Origin of the sequence: Kitasatospora sp. NPDC057595 (assembly GCF_042800875.1) — a bacterium.
GTDB lineage: Bacteria > Actinomycetota > Actinomycetes > Streptomycetales > Streptomycetaceae > Kitasatospora.
Genome location: NZ_JBHVGL010000009.1, coordinates 21285 through 44446 on the forward strand (window position 1 = coordinate 21285; position 23162 = coordinate 44446).

Annotated in this window: 24 protein-coding genes and 1 riboswitch; of the genes, 8 read left to right on the top strand and 16 right to left on the bottom strand. The window is 72.5% G+C overall.

The window, feature by feature from the left end; genetic code table 11:
• Window positions 1-50 precede the first annotated feature (50 nt).
• The 9 genes from ACFU9E_RS15790 to hisC form a co-directional block, all read right to left on the bottom strand.
• Window positions 51-947 (bottom strand): oxidoreductase, encoded by an 897-nt coding sequence (locus tag ACFU9E_RS15790; protein WP_380683823.1) that lies wholly within the window; start codon window positions 945-947, stop codon window positions 51-53.
• Window positions 948-986: 39 nt separating this feature from the next.
• Window positions 987-1598: a Uma2 family endonuclease gene (locus tag ACFU9E_RS15795; RefSeq protein WP_380683824.1), complete on the bottom strand. Its 612-nt coding sequence runs from the start codon at window positions 1596-1598 to the stop codon at window positions 987-989.
• Between the two features lie 127 nt (window positions 1599-1725).
• Window positions 1726-3291, bottom strand: coding sequence for a sensor histidine kinase (locus ACFU9E_RS15800; RefSeq protein WP_380715071.1), 1566 nt, complete (start codon window positions 3289-3291; stop codon window positions 1726-1728).
• Between the two features lie 20 nt (window positions 3292-3311).
• Complete coding sequence (locus tag ACFU9E_RS15805) at window positions 3312-4067, bottom strand: response regulator transcription factor (RefSeq protein ID WP_380690397.1); 756 nt, start codon at window positions 4065-4067, stop codon at window positions 3312-3314.
• A 293-nt stretch (window positions 4068-4360) separates the two neighbouring features.
• Window positions 4361-4960 (bottom strand): hypothetical protein, encoded by a 600-nt coding sequence (locus tag ACFU9E_RS15810; protein WP_380689345.1) that lies wholly within the window; start codon window positions 4958-4960, stop codon window positions 4361-4363.
• Between the two features lie 16 nt (window positions 4961-4976).
• Complete coding sequence (locus tag ACFU9E_RS15815) at window positions 4977-6188, bottom strand: ABC transporter permease (RefSeq protein WP_380689347.1); 1212 nt, start codon at window positions 6186-6188, stop codon at window positions 4977-4979.
• Window positions 6185-7015 (bottom strand): ABC transporter ATP-binding protein, encoded by an 831-nt coding sequence (locus ACFU9E_RS15820; RefSeq protein ID WP_380689350.1) that lies wholly within the window; start codon window positions 7013-7015, stop codon window positions 6185-6187. The genes ACFU9E_RS15815 and ACFU9E_RS15820 overlap by 4 nt, the downstream gene beginning before the upstream one ends.
• On the bottom strand, window positions 7015-8559 hold the full coding sequence (locus ACFU9E_RS15825; protein WP_380715073.1) for an efflux RND transporter periplasmic adaptor subunit: 1545 nt from the start codon (window positions 8557-8559) through the stop codon (window positions 7015-7017). Before ACFU9E_RS15825 ends, ACFU9E_RS15820 begins: the two co-directional genes overlap by 1 nt.
• Before the next feature lie 281 nt (window positions 8560-8840).
• Complete coding sequence (gene hisC / locus ACFU9E_RS15830; RefSeq protein ID WP_380683713.1) at window positions 8841-9911, bottom strand: histidinol-phosphate transaminase; 1071 nt, start codon at window positions 9909-9911, stop codon at window positions 8841-8843.
• 333 nt (window positions 9912-10244) lie between these two features.
• On the opposite strand from hisC, the gene ACFU9E_RS15835 reads away from it, so the two are divergent.
• Both ACFU9E_RS15835 and ACFU9E_RS15840 read left to right on the top strand, forming a co-directional pair.
• A complete protein-coding gene (locus ACFU9E_RS15835) occupies window positions 10245-11402 on the top strand; it encodes a LacI family DNA-binding transcriptional regulator (protein ID WP_380683712.1) in 1158 nt (385 codons plus the stop codon).
• A 147-nt stretch (window positions 11403-11549) separates the two neighbouring features.
• The gene (locus tag ACFU9E_RS15840) at window positions 11550-12683 is read left to right on the top strand and encodes a metallophosphoesterase (RefSeq protein ID WP_380683711.1); all 1134 of its coding nucleotides are present in this window, start codon (window positions 11550-11552) and stop codon (window positions 12681-12683) included.
• Between the two features lie 113 nt (window positions 12684-12796).
• On the opposite strand, the gene ACFU9E_RS15845 is transcribed toward ACFU9E_RS15840, so the two are convergent.
• Window positions 12797-14107: a hypothetical protein gene (locus tag ACFU9E_RS15845; protein ID WP_380683709.1), complete on the bottom strand. Its 1311-nt coding sequence runs from the start codon at window positions 14105-14107 to the stop codon at window positions 12797-12799.
• A gap of 219 nt (window positions 14108-14326) precedes the next feature.
• Here ACFU9E_RS15845 and ACFU9E_RS15850 point away from each other — a divergent pair, with 219 nt between their 5' ends.
• The gene (locus tag ACFU9E_RS15850) at window positions 14327-14722 is read left to right on the top strand and encodes a VOC family protein (protein ID WP_380683708.1); all 396 of its coding nucleotides are present in this window, start codon (window positions 14327-14329) and stop codon (window positions 14720-14722) included.
• 127 nt (window positions 14723-14849) lie between these two features.
• Here ACFU9E_RS15850 and ACFU9E_RS15855 read toward each other — a convergent pair whose 3' ends face one another.
• Window positions 14850-15047: a type II toxin-antitoxin system VapB family antitoxin gene (locus tag ACFU9E_RS15855; RefSeq protein ID WP_380683707.1), complete on the bottom strand. Its 198-nt coding sequence runs from the start codon at window positions 15045-15047 to the stop codon at window positions 14850-14852.
• A 126-nt stretch (window positions 15048-15173) separates the two neighbouring features.
• Here ACFU9E_RS15855 and ACFU9E_RS15860 point away from each other — a divergent pair, with 126 nt between their 5' ends.
• The gene (locus tag ACFU9E_RS15860) at window positions 15174-15656 is read left to right on the top strand and encodes a nuclear transport factor 2 family protein (protein ID WP_380683706.1); all 483 of its coding nucleotides are present in this window, start codon (window positions 15174-15176) and stop codon (window positions 15654-15656) included.
• A gap of 33 nt (window positions 15657-15689) precedes the next feature.
• On the opposite strand, the gene ACFU9E_RS15865 is transcribed toward ACFU9E_RS15860, so the two are convergent.
• Complete coding sequence (locus ACFU9E_RS15865) at window positions 15690-16475, bottom strand: helix-turn-helix transcriptional regulator (RefSeq protein WP_380683705.1); 786 nt, start codon at window positions 16473-16475, stop codon at window positions 15690-15692.
• Between the two features lie 113 nt (window positions 16476-16588).
• Between ACFU9E_RS15865 and ACFU9E_RS15870 the strand changes: the two genes are divergently transcribed.
• Together ACFU9E_RS15870 and ACFU9E_RS15875 are read left to right on the top strand one after the other, a co-directional pair.
• Window positions 16589-16945, top strand: coding sequence for a VOC family protein (locus ACFU9E_RS15870; protein ID WP_380683704.1), 357 nt, complete (start codon window positions 16589-16591; stop codon window positions 16943-16945).
• 17 nt (window positions 16946-16962) lie between these two features.
• Window positions 16963-17409, top strand: coding sequence for an SRPBCC family protein (locus tag ACFU9E_RS15875; RefSeq protein ID WP_380683702.1), 447 nt, complete (start codon window positions 16963-16965; stop codon window positions 17407-17409).
• 79 nt (window positions 17410-17488) lie between these two features.
• Here ACFU9E_RS15875 and ACFU9E_RS15880 read toward each other — a convergent pair whose 3' ends face one another.
• The gene (locus tag ACFU9E_RS15880) at window positions 17489-18499 is read right to left on the bottom strand and encodes a DUF5937 family protein (protein ID WP_380683701.1); all 1011 of its coding nucleotides are present in this window, start codon (window positions 18497-18499) and stop codon (window positions 17489-17491) included.
• 104 nt (window positions 18500-18603) lie between these two features.
• Between ACFU9E_RS15880 and ACFU9E_RS15885 the strand changes: the two genes are divergently transcribed.
• Window positions 18604-19896, top strand: coding sequence for an MFS transporter (locus ACFU9E_RS15885; protein WP_380683699.1), 1293 nt, complete (start codon window positions 18604-18606; stop codon window positions 19894-19896).
• A gap of 63 nt (window positions 19897-19959) precedes the next feature.
• Here ACFU9E_RS15885 and ACFU9E_RS15890 read toward each other — a convergent pair whose 3' ends face one another.
• The 3 genes from ACFU9E_RS15890 to thiC form a co-directional block, all read right to left on the bottom strand.
• Window positions 19960-20112, bottom strand: coding sequence for a thiamine biosynthesis protein ThiC (locus ACFU9E_RS15890; RefSeq protein ID WP_380683698.1), 153 nt, complete (start codon window positions 20110-20112; stop codon window positions 19960-19962).
• 45 nt (window positions 20113-20157) lie between these two features.
• Entirely contained in the window at window positions 20158-20676 is a 519-nt protein-coding gene (locus tag ACFU9E_RS15895; RefSeq protein WP_380683697.1) for a ferredoxin, read from the bottom strand.
• A 96-nt stretch (window positions 20677-20772) separates the two neighbouring features.
• The gene (thiC, locus tag ACFU9E_RS15900) at window positions 20773-22599 is read right to left on the bottom strand and encodes a phosphomethylpyrimidine synthase ThiC (RefSeq protein ID WP_380683696.1); all 1827 of its coding nucleotides are present in this window, start codon (window positions 22597-22599) and stop codon (window positions 20773-20775) included.
• A riboswitch (TPP riboswitch) is annotated at window positions 22595-22729 on the bottom strand. Its footprint overlaps the gene before it by 5 nt.
• 162 nt (window positions 22730-22891) lie before the next feature.
• On the opposite strand from thiC, the gene ACFU9E_RS15905 reads away from it, so the two are divergent.
• Window positions 22892-23098, top strand: coding sequence for a hypothetical protein (locus ACFU9E_RS15905; protein WP_350560485.1), 207 nt, complete (start codon window positions 22892-22894; stop codon window positions 23096-23098).
• Window positions 23099-23162 lie beyond the last annotated feature (64 nt).

Genomic DNA, 23162 nt, shown 5'->3' on the forward strand with positions numbered 1-23162 from the left:
CTTCCCGGCCGTCCGGCGGGGAAACCAGACGCTGGATTGGTCAGACAGTCCTACATAGCAGCTGCTGTCAATTCTGCGAGGTCCGCCAGGTCCGCCGCGTCCAGGCGCAGCGCGGCGGCGGCGGTGTTCTCCTCCAGGTGCGCCGGCAAGGAGGTGCCCGGAATGGCGAGGATCGCCGGCGAGAGCGCCAGCAGCCAGGCCACCATCACCTGGGCCCGGGTGGCGCCGTACCGCTCGGCGACCCGGCGCAGGGCCGGGTGGTCGGGCACGCCGGTGCCGCCCAGCGGGTAGAACGGCACGAAGGCGATGCCCCGCTCGGCGCAGTCGGCCAGCAGCCGGTCGTCGGCCTCGTCGTGCTCCAGCACGCTGTACTTGTTCTGCACCGCCACCACCGGGGCGAGCGCCTCGGCCTCGGCCAGCTGCGCCGCGTCCACATTGCTGACGCCCAGCTGCCGGATCAGCCCCTGCGCGCGCAACTCGGCCAGCTCGGCGAAGGGTTCGGCGATCGAGGACTGGCTGGGCATCCGGCGCAGGTAGACCAGGTCGAGATGGTCCACGCCGAGCTCGCGCAGATTGCGGTGGACGGCCGCGCGCACGCCGTCCCGGTCGGCCGGGTCCATCCACGACCCGTCCGGTTCCCGGCCGGGGCCGACCTTGGTGGCGATCACCAGCTCGTCCCGGTAGGGGTGCAGGGCCCGCCGGATCAGTCCGTTGGCGGAGACCTCGCGGAAGAAGTAGAACCAGGCGGTGTCGATGTGGTCGATGCCCAGCTCCAGCGCCCGGCGCAGCACCCGCAGGCTCTGCTCGGGGTCGCAGGCGGGGCCGCCCCAGTCGCGGGAGGGCAGTTTCATCGCGCCGAAGCCCATCCGGGACACCGGCAGCTCGCCGCCGAGGAGGAAGGAGCCGGCCGCGGAGGCGTCGGGGACGGGGACATGAGTGGTCGTCATGATCACCATCCTCCCCCGGAAAGCGCTCCGCCGAGCGGGTCAGTCCTGCCGGCCTCCGGTGATCTCCGGACCGATCGCGAACCCCTTCGCCGGTCCCTCCGGGATCACCGCCTCCTCACCGTACGGCGTCCGCTCGGAGCGGGCGTAGGCACCCCGATCGGGGTCGGGGCCGGTGAGGACGGTGACGGCACCGCCGTCGTCGTAGTCATCGATGATCACGTACACGGGGATGCCGGCGGTTGCGTACGCACGATGCTTGAGGACGCGGTCGCGCTGGCGGTTCTTGTGGCCGGGGGAGACGGTCTCGACCATCACGGCGACGCCGGAGGCGAGGATCCCCAGGCCCTCGGGGTGCACGATCTCCTCAAGATCGTCCGGCGCGACGTAGATGTCGGGAATCGTGACCTTGAGACCGCTGATGACGTTTCCGTCGTTTCCCGGAGCCCATCCGGTGCCCCGCAGATGGTCATGGAGGGCGAGAAGCATCCGCCGGTTGATCATCATGTGCCGGGCCCCGCCCGCAGGTGACATCTCGATGGCTCCTTCGATGATCTCCGCGTGGAAGCCCTCGGGAACCTCCATCGCCTTCCACACCTGCCACAGCGCCTGGTCCAGGTCCACGACGGTCTCCTCGGCTACGAGCGCGAACATTGAGACACCCCTCATTCCCGTCCAGTGTGATCAGCCCGCGCGGTCCCGCACAAGCCACGGCCGTACCCTCACACGCCGTCGGCCGATGGCGGGGGTGAGCGAGCGAGGTTCACTCGATCAGGGGGTTTCAGCCCTGGTGGGGGAGTTCCAGGCGGAAGGTGGCGCCGGTACCCGGGGCGGTGTGGAGGGTGAGGGCGCCGCCGTGGGCGTGGGTGAGGGCGGTGGCGATGGCGAGGCCGAGGCCGGCGCCGCCGCGGCGGTCGTTGCGGCTGCGGGAGGCGTCGACGCGGTAGAAGCGGTGGAAGACCAGGGCGGCCTGGTCGGCGGTCAGGCCCGGGCCGGAGTCGGCGACCTCCAGGAGGCACTGGCCGCCGTCGGTGCCCACGCCGATCCGCACCGGGGTGCCGGGCGGGGTGTGCTTGACCGCGTTGCCGACCAGGTTGGTGACCACCTGGCGCAGCCGCGCCTCGTCGCCGAGCACCGGCGCCGGCCCCGGCGGGCCGCTGCCGGCCGGTCCGGTGAGCGCGACCGGGCGGCCCGGGTCGAGCGCGGTGAGGTCGTGCAGGGCGTCGGCCGCGAGCGTGCGCAGGTCCATCGGGGCGAGGTCGAGCGGGCGCTCCTCGTCGAGCCGGGCGAGCACCAGCAGGTCCTCGACCAGGGCGCCCATCCGCACCGCCTCGTTCTCGATACGGTCCATGGTGCGCGCCACGTCGGCCTCGGACGGCAGGGCGCCCATCCGGTACAGCTCGGCGAAGCCGCGGATGCCGGCCAGCGGGGTGCGCAGCTCGTGCGAGGCGTCCGCGACGAACCGCCGCATCCGGGCCTCGGACTCCGCGCGGGCGGCGAACGCGGACTCGATCTGCGCCAGCATGCCGTTCAGCGCGATGGACAGCCGGCCGACCTCGGTGTGCGGCGGCAGGACGGGCATCCGGTGCGAGAGCTCGCCGGCGGCGATCCGCTGGGCACCCTCCTCGATCCGGCGCAGCGGCCGCAGACCGGCCCGCACCGCGAAGAGGCCCAGCGCGGCGATCAGCACCAGGACGGCGCCGCCGATGCCGAGGAAGGCGGTGCGCAGCCGGGCGACGGTGCCGTCGACGTCCTCCCGGGAGACGGCGACCATCACGTACGCGGAGGTGGGCGTGGGCGCGGCGAAGACGCTGGCCACCGGGGCGCTCTGCCGCTGGACCGGTACCACCAGCACCCGCCAGCGGTCCCGGCCGCGGCGCTGGTCGGGCAGGTCGAAGGGGGTGTCCGGGTCGACCTTGGCCGGGTCGAAGCCGGCCAGCTGCGGAGCCGGGTCGTTCTCGGAGACCGGCTGGCGCACCACGAACTGCACCTTGCCGTCGGCGGACAGGTACTGGACCAGGTACTGGCTGGGCAGGGTGGCCAGGTACTGCGAGGAGCCGCGCTTGCCGGTGACCGAGAGCTGCTGTTGCTGCTTGGCGTCCGGCCAGTTGAGCCGGGACGGGGCCCGGTGGGCGAGCGGCTCGCCGTAGCGCTCCAGTTGTTCGTCGAGCCGCTGCACCAGCTGGTGGCGGACGGTGCCGAGCACCACGGTGTCGCTGATCACCAGCCCGGTGGTGACCAGCGCGAGCGCGAGCACCAGCAGCCGGGCGCGCAGCGACAGCCGCACGCGGCGGCGCGGCCGGGCCGGGCCCGGCGGCGCCGCGGTCCCCACCACGGCGGTCTCCACGGCGGACGGCTCCGTGCCGCTCAACCCTGCGGCGGGCGGCGCAGGGCGTAGCCGATGCCGCGCACGGTGTGGATCAGCTTGGGCCCGTGGGCCGGACCGGAGTCGAGCTTGCGGCGCAGGTAGGAGATGTAGGACTCGACGATGGACAGGTCGCCGCCGAAGTCGTAGGCCCAGACGTGGTCGAGGATCTGCGCCTTGGAGACCACCCGGCCGACGTTGGCCATCAGGTAGTGCAGCAGCTTGAACTCGGTCGGGGAGAGCGCGACGACACCGCCGCCGCGGGTGACCTCGTGGGCTATCGGGTCGAGGACGAGGTCGGCGACCATCAGCCGGCCGTCCTCGGCCGGTCCGCCGGAGCGGCGCAGGATGGCGCGGATCCGGGCGATCAGCTCCTCCAGGCTGAACGGCTTGGTCACGTAGTCGTCGGCCCCGGCGGCCAGGCCCTGCACCTTGTCCCCGACGCCGTCCTTGGCGGTGAGCAGGAGCACCGGCAGGTGGTCGCCGGGGTGGCCGTGGGCGGGCCCGGCGATGAGGCCGCGGCTGGTCTGCTCGCGCAGCCGCTCGACGACGGTGAAGCCGTCCAGGTCGGGCAGCATCACGTCGAGCACGACCAGGTCCGGACGGTCCGCGGCGACCAGCCGCAGCGCCTCGGCACCGGTCGCGGCCGACGCCACCCGGAAGCCGGAGAAGCGCAGCGAGGCGGACAGCAGCTCGCGGATGTTCGGTTCGTCGTCGACGACGAGGAGGTAGGCCTCCCCCTGGCCGCCGCTGTTCACCGCCGGAGTTCCTGGTGTCGACACAGTGCCTTGCACGGGGGTTCCGCCTCCCGGTCGGACGATGGCGTTCAGCTCGAGGCTAGCCCGGGGAGGCTATGGGCCATCGATGAATGTTGGATTAACACCTTATCGGGCGGTTTCCTGTGGACAGCCCCGCAGGGCGGGGCTGGATGGTGTGCGCACGGCCTCCACCCCGGACCACCGGGCCCCCGGAACGGTGGAGCGGAAGGGGTGCGCGGCCCGGCCCCGGGGAGGTGGGGCCGGGCCGCGCGGGTGTCCGGGGAGCGGCCGGGTCAGCCGGTGGAGGCGGGGCGGGAGGGGGCGGACGGGCCGGGGCCGAAGCCGGTGGCGCCCTCGACGAGCTGGGTCGCGGCGTAGCCGCCGTCCCCGGCCGGGGTGCCGATCACGGTGACGCTCTGGCCGGGCTGCAGGTCGCCGACCTTGCCCTCCTTGTTGAGCTGCACCTTGGTGCCGTCCCCGGTGGTCACCTTGATCGTGTTGCCGTTGGCGTCGGTGAGGTAGACGGTGCTGCCGTCCACGGCCTTGACCGTGCCCCGGGTGCCGTTCTGGCCGCCCTGACCGCCCTGGCCGTTGCGGCGGGTGCCGTTGCCGTTGCCCGGGTAGCCGGACGCGCCCGCCCGCGGCTGCTGCGCGCCGGAGGCGGTGGTCCGCCCGGACCCGGCGGCGCGGTCGGAGCCCCGGTCCCGCTGGTACCAGGCGCCGCCGGCGAACGCCGCCGTGGCGATCACCGCCCCGGCCAGGGCGAGCGGCAGCCACGGCAGCCGGCGGCGCGGCGGCGCGGCCAGCTCGGCGCTGACGTCCCGGGCGTCCGGCGCGGTGGAGAGCAGGGCGACCTGCTCGGCGGGGGTGCGCGGCTCGATCTCGTTGCTCATGGTCTGCGGTCCTTGCTCACTCGTGGCGGAGGGCGTCGATCGGGCGCAGCGAGGCGGCCCGGTTGGCGGGGTAGCTGCCGAAGAACAGACCGATGGCGACGGCGATCCCGAACGCCCCGAGCACCGACTCGGGGATCACCACCGGCTCGATGCCGACGATCCTGAAGTGCGCGCCGGCGATCCCGGCCAGCACCCCCAGCCCGGCGCCGACCACCGACAGCAGGGTGGCCTCGGTGAGGAACTGCCCGAGGATCACCCCGCGCGGGGCGCCCAGCGCCTTGCGGATGCCGATCTCCCTGGTCCGCTCGGTGACCGTGACCAGCATGATGTTGGTGATGCCGATCCCGCCGACCAGCAGCGAGATCGCGGCCACCGCGCCGAGCAGCACCGTGAAGGTCCTGGTCGTCGACTCGCGGGTGCTGAGCAGCGAGGCCTGGCTGCTGATCCGGAAGTCCGCCCGGCTCGGGTCGGCGATCGCGTGCGCGCCGAGCAGGACGCGGGTGATCTCGGCCTGGGCCGCCGCCGTGTCGTCCGCCGAACCGGCCTGGACCAGGATCTGGTTGACCGAGCCGAAGCCGGTGAAGGCGTTCTGCACCGTCGGCAGCGGGGCGATCAGCACGTCGTCCGGGTCGGTGAAGCCGGTGCCGCCCTTGGCCCGCAGCACGCCGACCACAGTGAACGGGGTGCCGCCGACGGTGATCGCCTTGCCCACCGGGTCGGCGCCGGCGAACAGCTGCTTGGCGGTGGTCGCCCCGAGCACCGCCACCTTGCGGGAGGCCAGCACGTCGTCCTGGGTGAAGTACTCGCCGTGCTCGATCCGCTGGTTGGCGGTCTCGAAGTACGCCGGGTAGGTGCCGACGATCGAACCGGGGCTGTAGGAGATGTCCCCGTACAGCGCGGTGCCGCTCGCCGTCACCACCGGCGCCACCGACCGGACCGCCCTGGCGTCCGCCTCGGTGGCCAGCGCCCTGGCGTCGGCGACGGTCAGCTTCCTGGCGGTGCCGGCGGAGCGCGCGCCGCCGGTGGCGGAACCGGAGGTCACGGTCAGCGCGTTGGTGCCGAGCGAGGTGATCGACTCCTTGACCGCGACCGAGGAGCCGTTGCCGACGGCCAGCAGCAGGATCACCGAGGCCACGCCGATCAGCACCCCCAGCATGGTGAGCGCGGAGCGCACCTTGTTGGCGGCCAGGCCGCCGGCGGCGAAGCGGAGCGTCTGCCAGAGGATCACGCCGGCACCCCCGCCCGGAGCAGCGCGGGGGGCGGCCCGTCCACCGGGGCCTGCCGGACGTCGGCGACGATCGCGCCGTCGACCAGCCGCAGCACCCGCTTGGCGTGCCGGGCGACCTCGTCCTCGTGGGTGATCAGCACGACCGTGCGGCCGGTGGCGTTGAGGCCGTCGACGAGCGCGAGCACCTCCTCGGTGGAGCGGCTGTCCAGGTTGCCGGTGGGCTCGTCGGCGAGCAGCATCGCGGGCGCGGTGACCAGCGCCCGGGCCACCGCGACGCGCTGCTGCTGGCCGCCGGAGAGCTCGTTGGGCCGGTGCCCGGAGCGCTCGGCGAGGCCGACCAGGGAGAGCGCGGCGAGTGCCCGGCGGCGGCGCTCGGCGGCCCGCACGCCCGCGTAGGCGAGCGGCAGCTCGACCTGGGCCAGCGCGGTGGTGCGGGGGACGAGGTTGAAGGACTGGAAGACGAAGCCGATCTTGCGGTTGCGGACCAGCGCGAGCTGCTGCTCGTCCAGGTGGCCGACGTCGATGCCGTCCAGCAGGTAGCGGCCGGAGGTCGGCACGTCGAGGCAGCCGAGGATGTTCATCAGGGTGGACTTGCCGGAGCCGGAGCTGCCCATCACGGCGACGTAGTCACCCTGCTCGACGTCCAGGTCGACGCCCAGCGGGGCGCCGGTGGCCGGGTCGTCGGGGCCGCGCAGCGCGTGCACGGTGGCGTCGCCGTGGCCGTAGGACTTGGTGAGGCGGCGGATCCGGATCACCGGGGCCGGCGCGGCGGGGAACGGGTGGGGGTGGGCGTCGGTACGGGCGGGGGCGGGGAGGCGGTGGGGCATCAGCGGCCACCGCCCCGGCCGGCGCCCGTGCCACCGGCACCTCCGGCAGCGCCGACGGCGCCGCCGATGCCGGCCACCCCCGCGCCGCCGGTTCCCGTACCGCCTCCCCGGTTGCCGTTGCCGCCCTGGCCGCCGTTCACGCCCGGGAAGGAGCCGTTGGGGAAGCCGTTCGACCCGCTGGTGGAGGCCAGTTCGACCTTGTCGCCCTCGGCCAGCCCGGAGACCACCTGCACGGTGGTGTCCCCCTCGACGCCCACCTCGACGGTGACCCGCTCGGTGCTCCCGTCCGGGTGCACCACGGTGGCGGTCCGGCTCGCGCCGGTGCCGGACAGGGCGGCGGTCGGCAGCGACAGGGCGTCGTCCGCCTCGCCGGTGACCACCGAGACGGTCGCGCTCAGCCCGGTGCGCAGCTTGCCGGTGTCCCCGGAGAGCTGCAGCGTCGCCGCGTACTGGACGGCGGCCGAGCCCCCGCCGGAGCCGCTCACCGGCAGCGGGCTCACCGACAGCACGGAGGCGTTGAACCTGCTGTCGGACTGCGCGTTGAGCGTGACGGTGGCGGCCTCGCCCTTCTTCAGCTTGAGCGAGTCCAGCTCGGAGAAGTTGGCGGTGACCTGCATCCCGGTCGGGTTGGTCAGCACGATGAAGCCGCTGGGGGCGGAGGAGGCGCCCGTGGACGACTTGGCGCCCGCAGAGGAGGACGAGGAGCCGCCGGTCGATCCGACGGTGTCGCCGACCCGGCCCGCCACCGAGGCGACCGTGCCGTCCACCGAGGCGGTGAGCGTGGTGCCGGCCAGCGCCGCCTGGGCGTTGGCGAGATTGGTCTGCGCGGTGGCGAGCTGCTGCTCGGCCTGGGCGACCGCCGCGTCGTCGACCTTGGTGGTGGTGATGGTGGTGGTCTGCGGCTCGGGGACGCCGGCCGTCGCCGCCGGGACGGTGGCCCGCGCGGACGGGCTGGTCTGCGCGGACGGTCCGGTCTGCGCGGACGGGGCGGCCGTCGCCGAGGGACCGGCCGCCGCCGGCTGGTCGGCCTGCGGGGCGGACGCGCTGCTCCCGTCCGCCCCGCGGCCGCCCGACCCGCCCGCGCCGGAGGACCCCGACGTGCCGGACGAGCCGTTGGCCCTGGCCGGCAGCTGCTGCACGGTGGTCGTGGTGACCCCCGCGCGCGCCTTGGCCAGGTTGACGGTGGCGGTGTTCAACGCGGCCTGCGCGGCGTCCACCTGCTGCTGCGCCGCGGTGGTGTCGACGGTGGCGAGCACCTGCCCCTTGGTCACCGTGTCACCGACGGCCACCTTGACGGCGGTGAGCCGCCCGCCGGTGGTGAAGTCCTGGGCCGCGTCGGTGGGCGACGCCAGGGTGCCGGTTCCGGACACCGTGGCCAGGACCGTGCCCTTGGTGACGGTGGCCGTCCGGACCGGGGCCTTGGCGGCCGCCGTGCCGGTGCCGTCGTCCAGCACGGTGTACGCCAGGGCGGCGGCACCGAGCAGGGCCACGCCGAGCGCGGAGTTGACGAGGACGGCACCTCGCCGTCGCGGGAACACCTTCATGGCGGACAGCTTCCCGGGGCGCTCTTGCACCGTCCTGGACACCGGCTGGGAGGTGGCTGACCGGCCGAACCGGGCATATGGTCACGCTCCGCCCGGCGTCGGCCGACGGCTTGGCGGACACCAGGGGAAGCGTTGACCGTTCTCCCAGCCGGCTCCCAGGGATCCCCAGGCACTCCTGATCCGCCGCGAACCCGAAGGCGCGGCGGGAGACGGCCCGGAAACGCCGCGGCGGAGCGGGCGGCCCCACCGGCCTCCCGCTCCGCCGCGAACCGGAAAGGGGGTTACAGCTCCTTGCGGAACGCCTCCGCCACCGCGAGGAAGATCGAGTTGCCCTCGACCTCGCCGATGGAGATCCGCACGCCCTCCGGGAACGGCCGGACGATCACCCCGGCCTCGGCGCACGCCGCCGCGAACTCCGCGGAGCGCTCGCCCAGTTCGAGCCAGACGAAGTTGGCCTGCGAGTCCGGGATCTCCCAGCCCTGGGCGCGCAGCCCGGCCACCACCCGGTTCCGCTCCTCGACCAGCGCGTCCACCCGGACCATCAGGGCGTCCTCGGCGCGCAGCGAGGCGACGGCCGCGTCCTGGGCGAGCTGGGTGACGCCGAACGGCACCGCAGTCTTGCGCAGGGCGGCCGCGACCGGCTCGTGCGCGATGGCGAAGCCGACCCGCATCCCGGCCAGGCCGTAGGCCTTGGAGAAGGTGCGCAGCACGCAGACGTTCGGGCGGTCGCGGTAGAGGTCGATGCCGTTGGGCACCTCGGGGTCGCGGATGAACTCGATGTACGCCTCGTCGACGACGATCAGCACGTCGGACGGGACGGCGTCCAGGAAGCGCTCCAGCTCGGCGCGGTGGATCACGTTGCCGGTGGGGTTGTTGGGGTTGCAGACGAAGATCAGCCGGGTCCGCTCGGTGACCGCGGCGAGCATCGCGTCCAGGTCGTGGTCCCCGCCCGCGGTGAGCGGCACCGGGACCGGGGTCGCGCCGGCGATCTGGGTGATGATCGGGTAGGCCTCGAAGGAGCGCCAGGCGAAGACCACCTCGTCGCCGGGGCCGGCGGTGGCCAGGATCAGCGACTGGGCGACGCCGACCGAGCCGGTGCCGGTGGCGATGTGCTCGGCCGGCACGCCGAAGCGCTCGGCGAGCACGGCGGTCAGCTCGGTGGCGGCCATGTCCGGGTAGCGGTTGAGCTTGCCGGCCGCCGCGACCGCCGTCTCCAGGACCCCGGGGAGCGGCTCGTAGGGGTTCTCGTTGGACGACAGCTTGTACGCGTCGGCACCGGCGGGCTTGCCCGGCTTGTACGTGGGAATGCCGTCCAGGGTCGGCCTGAGGCGAGGGCCCTGTGCTGCGGTCACGGTCGGTCTCCTTCTGTTCTTCCGCTGCGTTCGCCCGTCACGGTCGGGATCGCCGCCGTGCCCGGGATTCGGAAACGCACCCGGTCCACCCCGGTCGGGTGCCTTGAACGATACCGATCCGCGCTCACCCGTAGGAGTGAGATGCCCGGTCGGGTTACAGGTGCAGATCAGCCATTCTGCTGGGTTCCTTTGGCACATGTCAGAGGTAAACCGGCTGGTTTCGTACGGGGATCGAAGGGGCGCGCACGGGCTCACTCATGGAGAAACGTATCTCCATAGGCTCCCAATGCGCCGGTCACAGACCCTTGTCAGGAGCCATACGATCGGTCCGCCATGACAGCAGCAGCCAACCAGAGCGGTCGGCGACCCACCACCTCACGGCGTCTGGAGCGGGCCGGCATCCGGGATGTGGCAGCAGCCGCCGGAGTGTCGATCACCACCGTCTCCGACGCGCTGAACGGGAAGGGCCGCCTGCCCGACGAGACCAGAAGCCGGGTGCGCGAAGTCGCCGAGCGCCTCGGCTACCGCCCCTCGGCGGCCGCCCGAACCCTGCGCACCGGACGTTCCGGCCTGATCGGGCTGACCGTCACCACCTACGGCGAAGAGCCGTTCACCTTCACCGAGTTCGCCTACTTCGCCGAAATGGCCCGGGCCGCCACCAGCGCCGCCCTGGGACGCGGCTACGCGCTGGTGGTGCTGCCCGCCTCCTCCCGGCACGACGTCTGGGGCAACATCGCCCTGGACGGCACGGTCGTGATCGACCCGCCCGACCAGGACCCGCTGGTCAGTGAGCTGTACCGGTCCGGGGTCCCGGTGGTCAGCGACGGCAAGCCGGGCAACTGCCCGGTGACCGCCTGGGTCGACAACGACCACGAGGCCGCCGTGCTCGGCATCCTCGACCACCTCTCCGAGGCCGGCGCCCGCCGGATCGGCCTGCTCACCGGAACCAGCACCGACACCTACACCCGGCTCTCCACCGAGGCCTACCTCGGCTGGTGCGCCAAGGTCGGCCAGGAGCCGGTCTACGAGACCTACCCCGCGCACGACCCGGCCGCCGGCGCCGTCGCCGCCGACCGGCTGCTCGCCCGCCCCGACCGTCCGGACGCCGTCTACGGCCTCTTCGACCCCAACGGAACCGACCTGCTCGCCGCCGCCCGCCGCTACGGCCTGCGGGTGCCCGACGACCTGCTGCTGGTCTGCTGCAGCGAGAGCGACGTCTACGCCACCACCGAGCCGCCCATCACCACCCTGTCGCTCAAACCCCGGCGGATCGGCACCACCGTGGTGAACCTGCTGATCGACGCCATCGAGGGGGTGGACTCCGGCACCGGCGTCGACATCGCCCGGCTCTTCCCGCCCCGCTTCCGCACCGCCGGCACCGGCCCGCCGCCCGGCACCCTGATGCCCACCGAACTCATCGTCCGGGCCTCCTCCCAACGGCGGTGCCCGCGCACCACGGTCAGCCCGCCCCGCCCGCCGGGCGAGGTGTGACCCCGGGCCGCACGGCTCGCACGTGCGGCCCTCCCCCGTACCGAGTCAGGACAAATCGGACCTGACGGGCCGACCGGCTGACGCTCCGGAGGATTGGATACCCACCAGGTGACGACGCCGGGAGAGTGGTCTTCCTATGATGGGCGAATGACACCCGAGGACCGCTTCCCCGGGCCTGAACACCCGGACCCAGGCCCCCGCCACCAGCCGGACCTCGACGTGCTGCCGTACGGCACCTATTACGAACCGGAACCCGTCGCCGACTACTCCGGGGGCGGGTACGAGGCCGAGACCTACAGCGGCTACGGCGGCGCCCGCTACCTCGAACAGCACTGGCCCGCCGACGGCCCCGAGCACGGCCACACCGTGCACGCCCCCTCCGGCGGCGACGACCCGCCGACCATCGAGCTCGGCCCCCCGCTCGCCGAACCCGGTGTCCCCTACCACCCGTACCCGGCCCCCGGCCCCGGCGAGCCGCCCGGCCCGCTCTACGTGGTCGGCGACGTGCACGGCTACCTCGACGAGCTCCGCGCCGAGCTGCGCCAGCAGGGCATCATCGACGCCGACGGCCACTGGTCGGCCGGCCGCTCCCGGATCTGGTTCCTCGGTGACTTCACCGACCGCGGCCCGGACGGCATCGGCGTCATCGACCTGGTCATGCAGCTCGCCGCCGAGGCGGCCGCGGCCGGCGGCTACTGCCGCGCCCTGATGGGCAATCACGAACTGCTCTTCCTCGGTGCCGCCCGGTACGGCGACGAACCGGTCCAGTCCACCGCCGGCACCGCCTCCTTCCTCGCCGCCTGGCGGCTCAACGGCGGCCAGCAGAGCGACCTGGAGCGCCTGGAGGCGCACCACATCAGCTGGCTCTCCCGGCTCCCGGCGATCGCCCTGGAGGACGGCCACCTGCTGCTGCACTCCGACACCACCGCGTACCTGGAGTACGGCGAGTCCATCGCCGAGGTCAACGACGCCGTGCACGTCCTGCTCGCGGACGAGGGCGTCGACGAGTGGTGGGACTGCTTCCGCCGGTTCACCAAGCGGTTCGCCTTCCGCGGCGACGCCGGGCCGATGGCCGTCCGCGAGCTGCTGGACGCCTACGGCGGGGCGCGCGTCGTGCACGGGCACAGCCCGATCCCGTACCTCACCGGCGCGGTGCACGCCGACGACGGCATGCCGCCGCAGGTGCCGGGGCCGTACGTGTACGCGGACGAGCTGGCCGTCGCCATGGACGGCGGCGTGACGATGGAGGGCCGGCTGCTGGTCTCCCGTCTGCCGGTCTGAGCCGCGGGGCGGCCGGGACCGGCCGGGACGCGGCGCACGGCGCGGAACGCGACCTGCCCCGGAAGGCGGGGCCTTCCGGGGCAGGTCGGCCGACGCGGGTCGGCCGGAACGGGTCAGCCGCGGCGGGCGCGGCGGGCCAGCGCGACGGCGGCGGCACCGACCGCCAGCAGCGCGGCGGCGATGCCCACCGGGACGGCGGGGTCGGAGCCGGTGTCGGCCAGCTCGCCCTGCGCGGTGGCGGCGGTCTTCGTCGGGGAGGGCTTGGCGGCGGCCTTGACCACCGACGGGGTGGCGGTCGGCGTGGCGGTCGCACTCGGGGCGGCCGTGCTCGGCGCGGCGGTCGGGGTCCTGCTCGGCGTGGCGCTCGGGGTCTTGCTCGGCGTGGCGCTCGGCGTGGCGCTCGGCACCGGCGCGTTCGGGTTCACGCAGTCGGGCGCGCCGTCGACCGGGGTCGTGGCGAGCGGCTGGGTGGTCCAGAAGAGCATCGGGCCGGCGCCCGGGAAGTAGCCGAAGCCGAGCCTCGGGTCCGAGGGGTCGAGCTTGAAGTTCCTGCCCAGGGTGATCCGGGCGTTGAGCACCTTGTCGTCGACCGGGCCGGTCGCCCACTTCGCCACGTCGACGGTGCCGTCGCCCATGCCGACCGCGCCCAGGTCCACCCGGTGCCAGCTGCCGTCCTTGGGGTCCTGGACGTCCACCTCGGCGTCGCAGCGCGCCGGACCGTCCATCGATCCGACGCCCTGGCCCGCCCACAGGAAGAACGAGGCCGTGGTGAGGTGCCAGTCGAACTTGTTGGCGGTCTTGATCGAGACCTTGAACGGGTGCGGCCTGCCGTCGGCGGGGATCGACTTCGGCAGCCCCTCGATGGTGGTGGTGAGGCCGTTCACCTTGGCCACCCGGCCGGTGCGCGCCACCCACTCCTCGGCCTGGCCGCCCTTCCCCAGTCGGGGACCGATGAAGGCCTCCACCCCGAAGTCCGTCGCCGGACCCTCCTGAGCGGACTGCACCAGCTTGAACCGCAGCTTGAAGGTGCGCTCGGAGTGCGGCTGCACCTCGACCGCGCCTCCGGTGAGGTCGGCCGCGGTGCCCTCGTGGCCGCCGGTCCTCCCGCCCAGGTCCTGGGCCATCAGCTTGACCGGCTGCCACGCTCCGGAGGCCCCGTCGGCGTACTCGGCGACGATCTCGTCCAGGCCGATCATCTGGGAGCCGAAGTAGACCAGCACGTGCTCGTCGGCGGAAAGCTGATCGGTGTCGTTCTTGACCGTCACCGACCCCTCGGACCAGCCGCCGCCGGGCTCGACGGAGTCGAATCCGTCCATCCGGATGGTGTGGGCCGGGTCGTTGCCGGCGGCCTGGGCAGCGGGAGCGGTCAGCGCGATCGGCGACGCGACCAGCGCCGCCGCCATGAGCGCATGGCGAATTCTCACATTTACCTCAATGGTCCGAAATGGCCGCGAGATCCGGCGGCCGCGCGGGGTTTCCCACCGCGTGGAGGCGCAGACTATCCGATCACCGGATCAGGATGTCAACCAACTAATTCGCGGCAGAAATTCGATACAAGTCGACAAAAGCGGCCTTGATCACGGCGGCCGCGCGGCGGATCGTGGAAGGTGTCGGCAAAGCGCCCCTCCCCGACTGGAGCCACCATGACCCTCCTCCGCGTGAAGGCCCTCGACCACCTCGTCCTCAACGTCCGCGACGTCGAACGTTCGCTGGCGTTCTACCAGGGCCTGCTCGGCCTGGAGCCGGTCCGCGTCGACGAGTGGCGGGCCGGCAAGGCCCCCTTCCCGTCCATCCGGATCACCCCCGAGACGATCATCGACCTGATGGCCCGACCGCGCGGCGATTCCAACGTCGACCACATCTGCCTCACCGTCGACCCGCTCGACTGGCAGGAGGTCCTCGACGCCGGCACCTTCACCGTCCTGGAGGGCCCGGTCCGGCGCTACGGCGCCCGCGGCAACGCCACCTCCGTCTACGTCCGCGACCCGGACGGCAACACCGTCGAACTCCGCTGGTACCCCGAGGACGCCGCCCGATAGGCCACCGGCGGCGAAGCGGACGGAATCCCCTGATTCCCCTGGCCGCCCATCAGCCCGGGACATCGCGGACGCCGCGTTGAAGTGGAGTCCGCGAGGTACCGGATCACTCCGCTCCCCGCTCTCCGCGTCATGGAGCCGCTGCCGGCCCTCGTAGTCCCACTCCTCGGCAGCCCGCATGTGCCGGGCACGCCTGGCAGCACGCTCGTGCCCTCTCGGCGTACTCACGGAGAGCGGCGTTCACCACGTCCTTCTCGGTCGCGCCCCCGGAGAAGCGAAGAGCCTTCGCCAAAGCGTCATCGTCCAGATCGGTGGTCGTCACGCTCATATATTCCTCCGATATATAAGGCCAACAACACCTTTGAATACAGCAGTCGCCGGACCGGCCCCGTACCGGACGACGACGTCGGAAATCCGCCAGTGCCGGGGCCTGCCCGGGCCTAGCCTCGCGGGCATGTCACAACGCAGCCGCGACATCGTCCAGCACGCCTGGAAGGCGTTCGCCAGCCACGATGCGGACCGGATCTCCGCCGTCTTCACCGAGGACGCCGAATGGCTGGCACCGGCCGGGAACGCGACGGCCGTCGCACTGGACTGCCCCAGCCACATGATCGGCCGAGAAGCGATCGCACGCTTCCTCGCCGAGGACTTCGGCCGGTTGTTCGCCCGGGACGTCGACGTCACGTTCCGCGGCTTCCACGTCGACGGCGACCGCGTCGTCGTCGAGGAGACCATGACCGCGACGCTCGCCAACGGCAACCACTACACCAACGACTACTGCCTCGTCTTCGAACTCCGCGACGGCCTGATCCACCGCGTCCGCGAGTACATGGACACCGCACGCGGCCACCGCATGGTGTTCGCCCCCGCCGAGCAGGATTCGGCGGGCGTGGAGCCGTCGCCGGACTCGTCGCCGGACTCGTCGCCGGTCTTCTGACCGGTCTTCAGCACACGGGGGCTTCCGCCGCTCTCATGACGCGGGCGAACCGGGGACGAGCAGACGGCGCAGGGCGGTGGGGGTGTGTCCCACGTGCTCGCGGATGGTGCGGGTCAGGTGGGCCTGGTCGGCGAAGCCGAGCTGTGCCGCCAGGTCCGCGAGAGCGGGTGCGCCCTCGGCGAGTCGGTCCATGGCCCGGGTGACCCGTACGCGGTTGCGGTAGCGGGTCAGTGGGACGCCCATCTCCCGTGAGAACAGCCGGCTCAGCCGGTAGGGCGACACCCGCAGCAGCGCGGCCAGGTCACAGAGTCGCCCGGCCTCCGGAGCCTCGTCGTTGATCGCCTCACGTGCCGCCGCCACCAAGGCCCGGTCGGCCGGTCCCGGGCGTACGGTCGGCTCGCCGGTCACCACGGCGACGAGACCCAGCAGCTCCTCCGTCAGCGCGTAGTCGATGTCACCGGTGCCCGCCGCGGTGAGGAGACGACGGTGGGCGAGATCGACGCGCGCGTCCACGTACAGCGTCGTCGCGGCGAGCGGGCGCCCCAGGAGGGAGGGATCGAAGCCGACCGATGTGCAGACGTCGCCGCCGGCCGGGTGCGCGAAGCGTTCCTCCTCGCCCGGCGCGCCCAGGTAGGCCATGGTCGGGTCCAGATCGGCATCGGCGCCGTCGGCCCATCGCCGGAACCTGCCGCGCCGTACCAGCACCAGGCGGTGGTCGTCGCGCGTCTCCGGCTCCGACCACCGGACGTGGTCGGAACGGCACCCCACCACGGTCACGGTGAACTCGGGCCGGACGGCGAGGGTCGAGGCGGACAGCATGCTGCGCACGGTACGCGCCGGGTACGACAGGACGGCCCGCAAGGATCTTCAAGACCTCCGGTGCCACCGCCCCGGATGCTTGGGGTCACGTGATGACACGAAGGGAGCCACCCATGGCCGTCCACGCGGAACTCACCGCGATCACCATCGACTGCGCCGACCCCCGGGCACTCGCCGACTTCTACCGGAAGGTCACCGGCTGGGAGATCGCCCAGGCCGACGACGACTTCGTCTACCTGGGCCAGGGGCCGGTCCAGCTGGCCTTCCAGGGGGTCGCCGACTACCGGGGACCGGGCTGGCCCGACACCGCCAAGCACGCCCACCTGGACTTCAGGACCGCCGACCTGGAGGCCACGGTCGAGGAACTGCTCTCGGCGGGAGCGACCCTGCCCGAGTTCCAGCCCGGGGGAGGCGAGTGGACCGTTCTCGCCGACCCCGAGGGACACCTGTTCTGCGTCACCGCGGCCTGACCGGGAGTCGATCGCACATGGCCTCCGTCCACGAGGAATTCACCGTCGACGCCCTCCCCGAATCGGTGTGGGCGGTGCTCAGCGACTACGGTGCGGTGCACGAGCGCCTGGCGCCCGGGTTCGTCGTCGACACCCGCCTGAGCTCGGACACCCGCACCGTCACCTTCTCCGACGGCACGATCGTCCTCGAACGGCTCGTCGACCTCGATCACGAGGCGAGGCGGGTCGCCTACACCGTCATCGGCGGGACCCTCCACCCGTCCCACCACCACGCCTCCATGCAGGCTCTGCCGGAAACCGGGGGCCGGACGAGATTCGTGTGGCACATCGACGTGCTCCCCGACACGCTGGCCGCGACGATCGCCGAGTTCGTCGCGCACGGATCGACGGTCATCCGCCGCACCCTGGAGGCCGCGCCGCCGTCCCGGCCCGGACCAGGACCCGCCTCGGCCCCGGCGTCGTAGCCGGACTCGACGGCGGTGGAGCCGTCGCCGTCGCCGTGCTCGTCGCGGACCTTCCGACTGATCTTCATCGAGGAGGGTTTCAGCCGGAAGGCGGCACGTCCGCCTGGTCCCGCCGGGTCTCCGCAGCGGCCACCAGGACTTCCGCCGCCTCTGTGCGGACGTACAGCACGTACCGGCCGCTGCGGTGTGCGTCGACCAGGCCGGCGGTGCGCAGAGCGGTCAGCTGCTGGGAGACTCCTCCGGCGGTGATCCCGGTGCGGCGGGCCAGGTCGGTCGTCGAGGCGGGGGCGTCGAGCTCGGCCAGCAGGCGGGCCCTGGACCGGCCGATGACCGCCGCCAGGGCCCGCGGGGCGGCGGATCGCCGTTCCCAGAGCGTGGCGACGCCGCGCGGCGGATAGCGCAGGGTGGGTTGCCAGTTCGGGCTGATCACGGAAAAGACCCGGGGCCAGACGAACACCGACGGAACAAGGAGGAGCCCGCGCCCGCCGAGGTGCCGGCTGCCGCGGACATGGTGGTGCCCGACGTACAGGGTGTCCTCGTCCCAGGCCACGCTGGACGCCAGGTCGCCCAGCAGCCGGTCCGCTCCGTGCTCGGCGAACAGTCCGGCCCGGTGGAGCACGTCACCTTCCAGAAGAGAGCGCATCCGGGGCCAGTGCGGCGCGAGTGCGATCTCCCAGTAGCCCTCCACCAGTTCGGCGAGTTCGCCGAGACCGCGGCGCGGGTCGCCGCGCAGCCGATCGATCCGCTCGGAGCGCGGCGCACGTGGGCCGCCGAGGCCGGACCGGACCTTCTCGGGTGGCGTCGCGCGCAGAACGGCAAGCTCAAGTCCCAGATCGGCGACCGAGGTTGTCGGTGGTGGTGCGATGAAGACCGGGATCGACCGGGGCGGGTCCGGGACCAGATCGGCGAGCAGGCGCCAGTCCAGCCCCGAGGCGGCCAACCGGGGACGGACCTGATCGATCCACGGGCGGTGCAGCGGGTGCTCGGCCGGATGCTTCAGCACCCTGACACTGGCCACCACCTCCCACAGCGGCGACAGGGCGAACCGGGTGCGGGCCAGATCGCGGACGGAGAACGCCAGGTCCAGCACGGTGCGGCCCCCTCTGCGGCGGAAAGACCCGGCGCCCGGCGGGTCAGGATTCAGCCCAGCCTAAATTCCTCGCCCGCCGGGCGGCGCGGCGGGAGCCTCACTCCATGACCAGCCATGAGATCGCCCACGGGCCGGACACGGCCGCAACCACTCCCGATCCGCCTCCTTCGGTCCTCCGGAGCCCGGACTTCCGCCTGCTCATCGGCGCCGCCACGGTCAGCAAGCTCGGCACCGCGGTGAGCTCCTTGGCGATCCCGCTGACCGCCGTCCTGACCCTGCACAGCTCGGCCGGAGAGGTCGGCCTGCTGGCGACGCTGAGCACCCTCGCCTTCCTCCTGATCGGCCTGCCGGCCGGTGCCTGGGTGGACCGGATCCGCAAGCGACCCGTGATGATCGCCGCCGACCTGGCCAGGGTCGCGCTGCTCGGGTCGGTGCCGGCCGCCTGGCTGCTCGACTGTCTGACGATCCAGCAGCTCTACCTGGTGGTCCTGCTGGTGGGCGCGGCCACGGTCCTCTTCGACGTGGCCGCGCTGAGCCAACTGCCCGACCTGGTCGGGCGGGACCGGCTCACCCAGGCCAACGCCCACCTGGTGACCGTGGACGCCCTCTCCCAGATCGGCGGGCGGAGCGTGGGCGGCTTCCTGGTGGCGCTGCTGTCCGCTCCCGCAGCGGTCGTGGTCGACGCGGCCAGCTACCTGGGGTCGGCGATCCTCCTGCTGCGCATCCGCCGGGCGGAGCCGCGACCGCAGCACCGGCGCGACGCCCGCCTCGGCGGCGAGATCCGGGAGGGCCTGCGCTTCGTGTTCGGCCACCCGACACTCCGGGCCGTCGCGCTCGCCGGAGCCTGCACCAACCTGTCCATCCAGCTCTGCCAGACCATGCTGCCGGTGCTGTTCACCCGTGAACTCGGCCTCTCCGACGGTGTCATCGGCCTGTACTTCGCGGCCGGTGGCCTCGGCGTGTTCATCGGTTCGCAGTCGGCCCGCCGGCTGGCGCACCGACTCGGCGCGGGTCGGGTGCTGTGGCTGATGGGCCTGGCCGTCGCGCCGTTCGGCGCCCTGCTGGCGCTGGCCGATCGCGGCCCGGCCCTCTGGCTCGCCGCGGCGGCCTGGCTGATCACCACGTGCAAGGTCGGCATCGACAACGTGATCACGGTCAGCTTCCGCCAGAGCGTGACACCGGACCACTTGCTCGGCCGGATGAACGCCACCATGCGGGTCGTCCTGACCGGCTCGCTCGCCGTCGGCGCCGCCCTGGCCGGCCTGCTGGGCGAACTCGCGTCGGTCCGCACCGCCCTGTGGGTCGGCGCGGCCGGGCTGGCCACGGTCTGGGTCCCGATCTTCTTCTCACCGCTGCGCACCCGGCGCGAACTGTCCGGCCCCGACACCCCGCGGTGAACGGCTGCCCACGACGAAGCGCCGCCCCGAGGTCCACCGGGGCGGCGCCACGAGGACGGTGCGTCAGTCGGCCATCGGCAGGTAGACCTTGTTGCCGTGGGCCTTGAACTCCGCGGACATGGCCTGCATGCCGGCCTCGGCCTCGGCGTCGTAGCCGGACTCGACGGCGGTGGAGCCGTCGCCGTGCTCGTCGCGGATCTTCTGACTGATCTTCATCGACGACAACATCAGCCCGAAGCCACCACATCAGAGCGTTGTCAACTACAGCTGGGGCAGTTGGTCGTCGGGGGCGGGAGACCTGCCTTCCTCCAGCCAGTAGAGATAGATCCGCAGGTCCATCGCGAGGCCACCGGCAATGTAGGACTCGTAGTCCCGGACGGCGGCTCGTAATTCCTGCCGGGCCCAGTCGATGCCGTCCCAGTCGTGCTCGGAAAGGTACTGCGTGATCCGACCGCGGTCACGCCACCACTCCCGGACCGCCTCCGGCGTCCAGTGTGCGTCACCGTCGCAGCCGTAGCCGAGGAACGGGTCGCAGTCGGCCGCCTCGACCAGCCGAGCGACCTCCGCCGAGGTCCGGGGCTGGCGGTAGACGTACTCGGTCAGGTACTCGCCCCCGTAGAGGACGTGTTGGGGCGCGGAGATCCGGCCCGTCCGGCAGGTGTCGGTCTCGCCTCCGTAGAAGGGCCCGGGAACGTTCAGCCAGAGGCGGTCCTCCCAACTGCCTCGGAACGCCTCACGGTTCTCGCCGAGTACAGCCTCGGAATCGAAGTAGAGCGTCACGGGCCGAGCATAGGACGGCCTTCAGCCCGGCCACAGGGGCTGTGGGCAATGGAGCGCCGCCCCGAGGTAATCGGGGCGGCGCTCAGGTGTCCTGTGTCAGTCCGCCATCGGCAGGTAGACCTTGCTGCCCTGGGCCTTGAACTCGTCGGACATGGCCTTCATGCCCTCGACCGCCTCCTCGTCGTACTCCGGCGAAGCCTGCCCCTGGCCGAACTGCTCATTGATGCTTTTGCTGATCTTCATCGAGCAGAACTTCGGGCCGCACATCGAGCAGAAGTGGGCGGTCTTGGCGGGCTCGGCGGGGAGGGTCTCGTCGTGGAAGGCGCGGGCCGTCTCCGGGTCGAGGGCCAGGTTGAACTGGTCCTCCCAGCGGAACTCGAAGCGGGCGTCGGAGAGGGCGTCGTCCCAGGCCTGGGCGCCGGGGTGGCCCTTGGCGAGGTCGGCGGCGTGGGCGGCGATCTTGTAGGTGATGACGCCGGTCTTCACGTCGTCGCGGTTGGGCAGGCCCAGGTGCTCCTTGGGGGTGACGTAACAGAGCATCGCGGTGCCCCACCAGGCGATCATCGCGGCGCCGATGCCCGAGGTGATGTGGTCGTAGCCGGGCGCGACGTCGGTGGTGAGCGGGCCCAGGGTGTAGAAGGGGGCCTCGTCGCAGATCTCCTTCTGGAGATCCATGTTCTCCTTGATCTTGTGCATCGGGACGTGGCCCGGGCCCTCGATCATCACCTGGACGTCCCTGGCGCGGGCGATCCGGCCCAGCTCGCCGAGGGTCTGCAGTTCGGCGAACTGGGCCTCGTCGTTGGCGTCGGCGATCGAGCCGGGGCGCAGGCCGTCACCGAGGGAGAAGGTGACGTCGTAGCGGGCGAGGATGTCGCAGAGTTCCTCGAAGTTGGTGTAGAGGAAGTTCTCCCGGTGGTGCGCCAGGCACCAGGCGGCCATGATCGAGCCGCCGCGCGAGACGATGCCGGTCTTGCGGCGGGCGGTCAGCGGCACGTAGCGCAGCAGCACGCCGGCGTGCACGGTCATGTAGTCGACGCCCTGCTCGCACTGCTCGATGATCGTGTCGCGGTAGACCTCCCAGCTCAGCTCCTCGGCCTTGCCGTCGACCTTCTCCAGCGCCTGGTAGAGCGGCACGGTGCCGATCGGCACGGGGGAGTTGCGCAGGATCCACTCGCGGGTGGTGTGGATGTTGCGGCCGGTGGAGAGGTCCATGACGGTGTCGGCCCCCCAGCGGGTGGCCCAGGTCATCTTCTCCACCTCCTCCTCGATCGAGGAGGTGACGGCGGAGTTGCCGATGTTGGCGTTGATCTTCACCAGGAAGTTGGTGCCGATGATCGCCGGCTCGACCTCGGGGTGGTTCACGTTGACCGGGATGACGGCGCGGCCGCGGGCGACCTCGTCGCGGACGAACTCGGGCGCCAGGCCCTCGCGCAGGGCGACGAACTCCATCTCGGGCGTGACGACGCCGCGCTTGGCGTACCCGAGCTGGGTGACGGCGGCTCCGTCGCGGCCGCGCAGCGGGCGGCGCGGGCGGCCGGGGAAGACCGCGTCGAGGTTGCGCAGGTCGCCGCCGCGCGGCGAGGTGTGGCGGATGCCGTCGTCCTCGGGGCGCGCCTCGCGGCCGTCGTACTCCTCGACGTCGCCGCGCTGACGGATCCAGGCCTCGCGCAGGGCGGGCAGGCCGCGCCGCACGTCGGGCTCGTAGTCCGGGTCGGTGTACGGCCCGGAGGTGTCGTACAGCGGGACGGTCTTCCCGTTGGTGAGCACGACCTCGCGGTACGGCACGCGCAGATCGGGGCGGGACCCCTCGCGGTGGGCCTTGCGCCAGGCCGGGGCCGGGTAGCCGCTGCCCGCGCTGGTGACGGCGCCCTCGGGGCCGGACCGGGGCCGGGCAGACTGCGGCTGTGCCTCAAAGCTGGTCATCGGACCTCAAACTCCCTACGCCGGCATTACCCGGTCAGGTTCCTGCGGTCGACGCAGCCGCCGGTCCGTCCATCGACGTCCCGTTCAGCGCCCTCTCAGCCCGGTGCTCCGAGCTCCCGCGTCCGCAGGCGGTGTTGCCCGCGCATGACGTCCAACACCGTAGCGAGCCGATCGCCGGAGGTCCAGAGCGGGTCCGGGAGGGGGAACGTCGAGGTCCGGACGGTGAACGGGGGGCGCGTAGCCGCCGCTGCGGGCAGACTGGCTCCGTAGCGGACGAGGCGAGGAGGCCGGCGTGGTCGGGAGCACGGGGCGGGTCACCGGGGCGGTTGGCGCGGGGCTGGTCGGCGAGGTGATGGTGCACGTGCCGGAGCGTCAGGGCACCGAGGCGTTCCTCGCCTACCTGGCGGTGCCGGGCGAGCGACTGACGGTCGGCACACCGGTGGTGGTGATCGAGTACCAGCCGCCGAGGACGGTGTACGTGGCGCCGATCGGGCCGTGACACGCCGATGACCCTCCGGTGACGACCTTGTGACGGCCAGTCATGTCACTTCCCTTTCCCCCGG

Excerpts from the sequence above, each read along its gene's own strand:
- ACFU9E_RS15855 (WP_380683707.1), bottom strand. The coding sequence starts at position 15,047 with ATGAGCGTGACGACCACCGATCTGGACGATGACGCTTTGGCGAAGGCT.
- ACFU9E_RS15890 (WP_380683698.1), bottom strand. The coding sequence starts at position 20,112 with ATGAAGATCAGTCAGAAGATCCGCGACGAGCACGGCGACGGCTCCACC.
- ACFU9E_RS15840 (WP_380683711.1), top strand. The coding sequence starts at position 11,550 with ATGACACCCGAGGACCGCTTCCCCGGGCCTGAACACCCGGACCCAGGC.
- ACFU9E_RS15875 (WP_380683702.1), top strand. The coding sequence starts at position 16,963 with ATGGCCTCCGTCCACGAGGAATTCACCGTCGACGCCCTCCCCGAATCG.
- ACFU9E_RS15850 (WP_380683708.1), top strand. The coding sequence starts at position 14,327 with ATGACCCTCCTCCGCGTGAAGGCCCTCGACCACCTCGTCCTCAACGTC.
- ACFU9E_RS15885 (WP_380683699.1), top strand. The coding sequence starts at position 18,604 with ATGACCAGCCATGAGATCGCCCACGGGCCGGACACGGCCGCAACCACT.
- ACFU9E_RS15790 (WP_380683823.1), bottom strand. The coding sequence starts at position 947 with ATGACGACCACTCATGTCCCCGTCCCCGACGCCTCCGCGGCCGGCTCC.
- ACFU9E_RS15860 (WP_380683706.1), top strand. The coding sequence starts at position 15,174 with ATGTCACAACGCAGCCGCGACATCGTCCAGCACGCCTGGAAGGCGTTC.
- ACFU9E_RS15795 (WP_380683824.1), bottom strand. The coding sequence starts at position 1,598 with ATGTTCGCGCTCGTAGCCGAGGAGACCGTCGTGGACCTGGACCAGGCG.
- thiC (WP_380683696.1), bottom strand. The coding sequence starts at position 22,599 with ATGACCAGCTTTGAGGCACAGCCGCAGTCTGCCCGGCCCCGGTCCGGC.
- ACFU9E_RS15835 (WP_380683712.1), top strand. The coding sequence starts at position 10,245 with ATGACAGCAGCAGCCAACCAGAGCGGTCGGCGACCCACCACCTCACGG.
- ACFU9E_RS15865 (WP_380683705.1), bottom strand. The coding sequence starts at position 16,475 with ATGCTGTCCGCCTCGACCCTCGCCGTCCGGCCCGAGTTCACCGTGACC.
- ACFU9E_RS15870 (WP_380683704.1), top strand. The coding sequence starts at position 16,589 with ATGGCCGTCCACGCGGAACTCACCGCGATCACCATCGACTGCGCCGAC.
- ACFU9E_RS15820 (WP_380689350.1), bottom strand. The coding sequence starts at position 7,015 with ATGCCCCACCGCCTCCCCGCCCCCGCCCGTACCGACGCCCACCCCCAC.
- ACFU9E_RS15825 (WP_380715073.1), bottom strand. The coding sequence starts at position 8,559 with ATGAAGGTGTTCCCGCGACGGCGAGGTGCCGTCCTCGTCAACTCCGCG.
- ACFU9E_RS15810 (WP_380689345.1), bottom strand. The coding sequence starts at position 4,960 with ATGAGCAACGAGATCGAGCCGCGCACCCCCGCCGAGCAGGTCGCCCTG.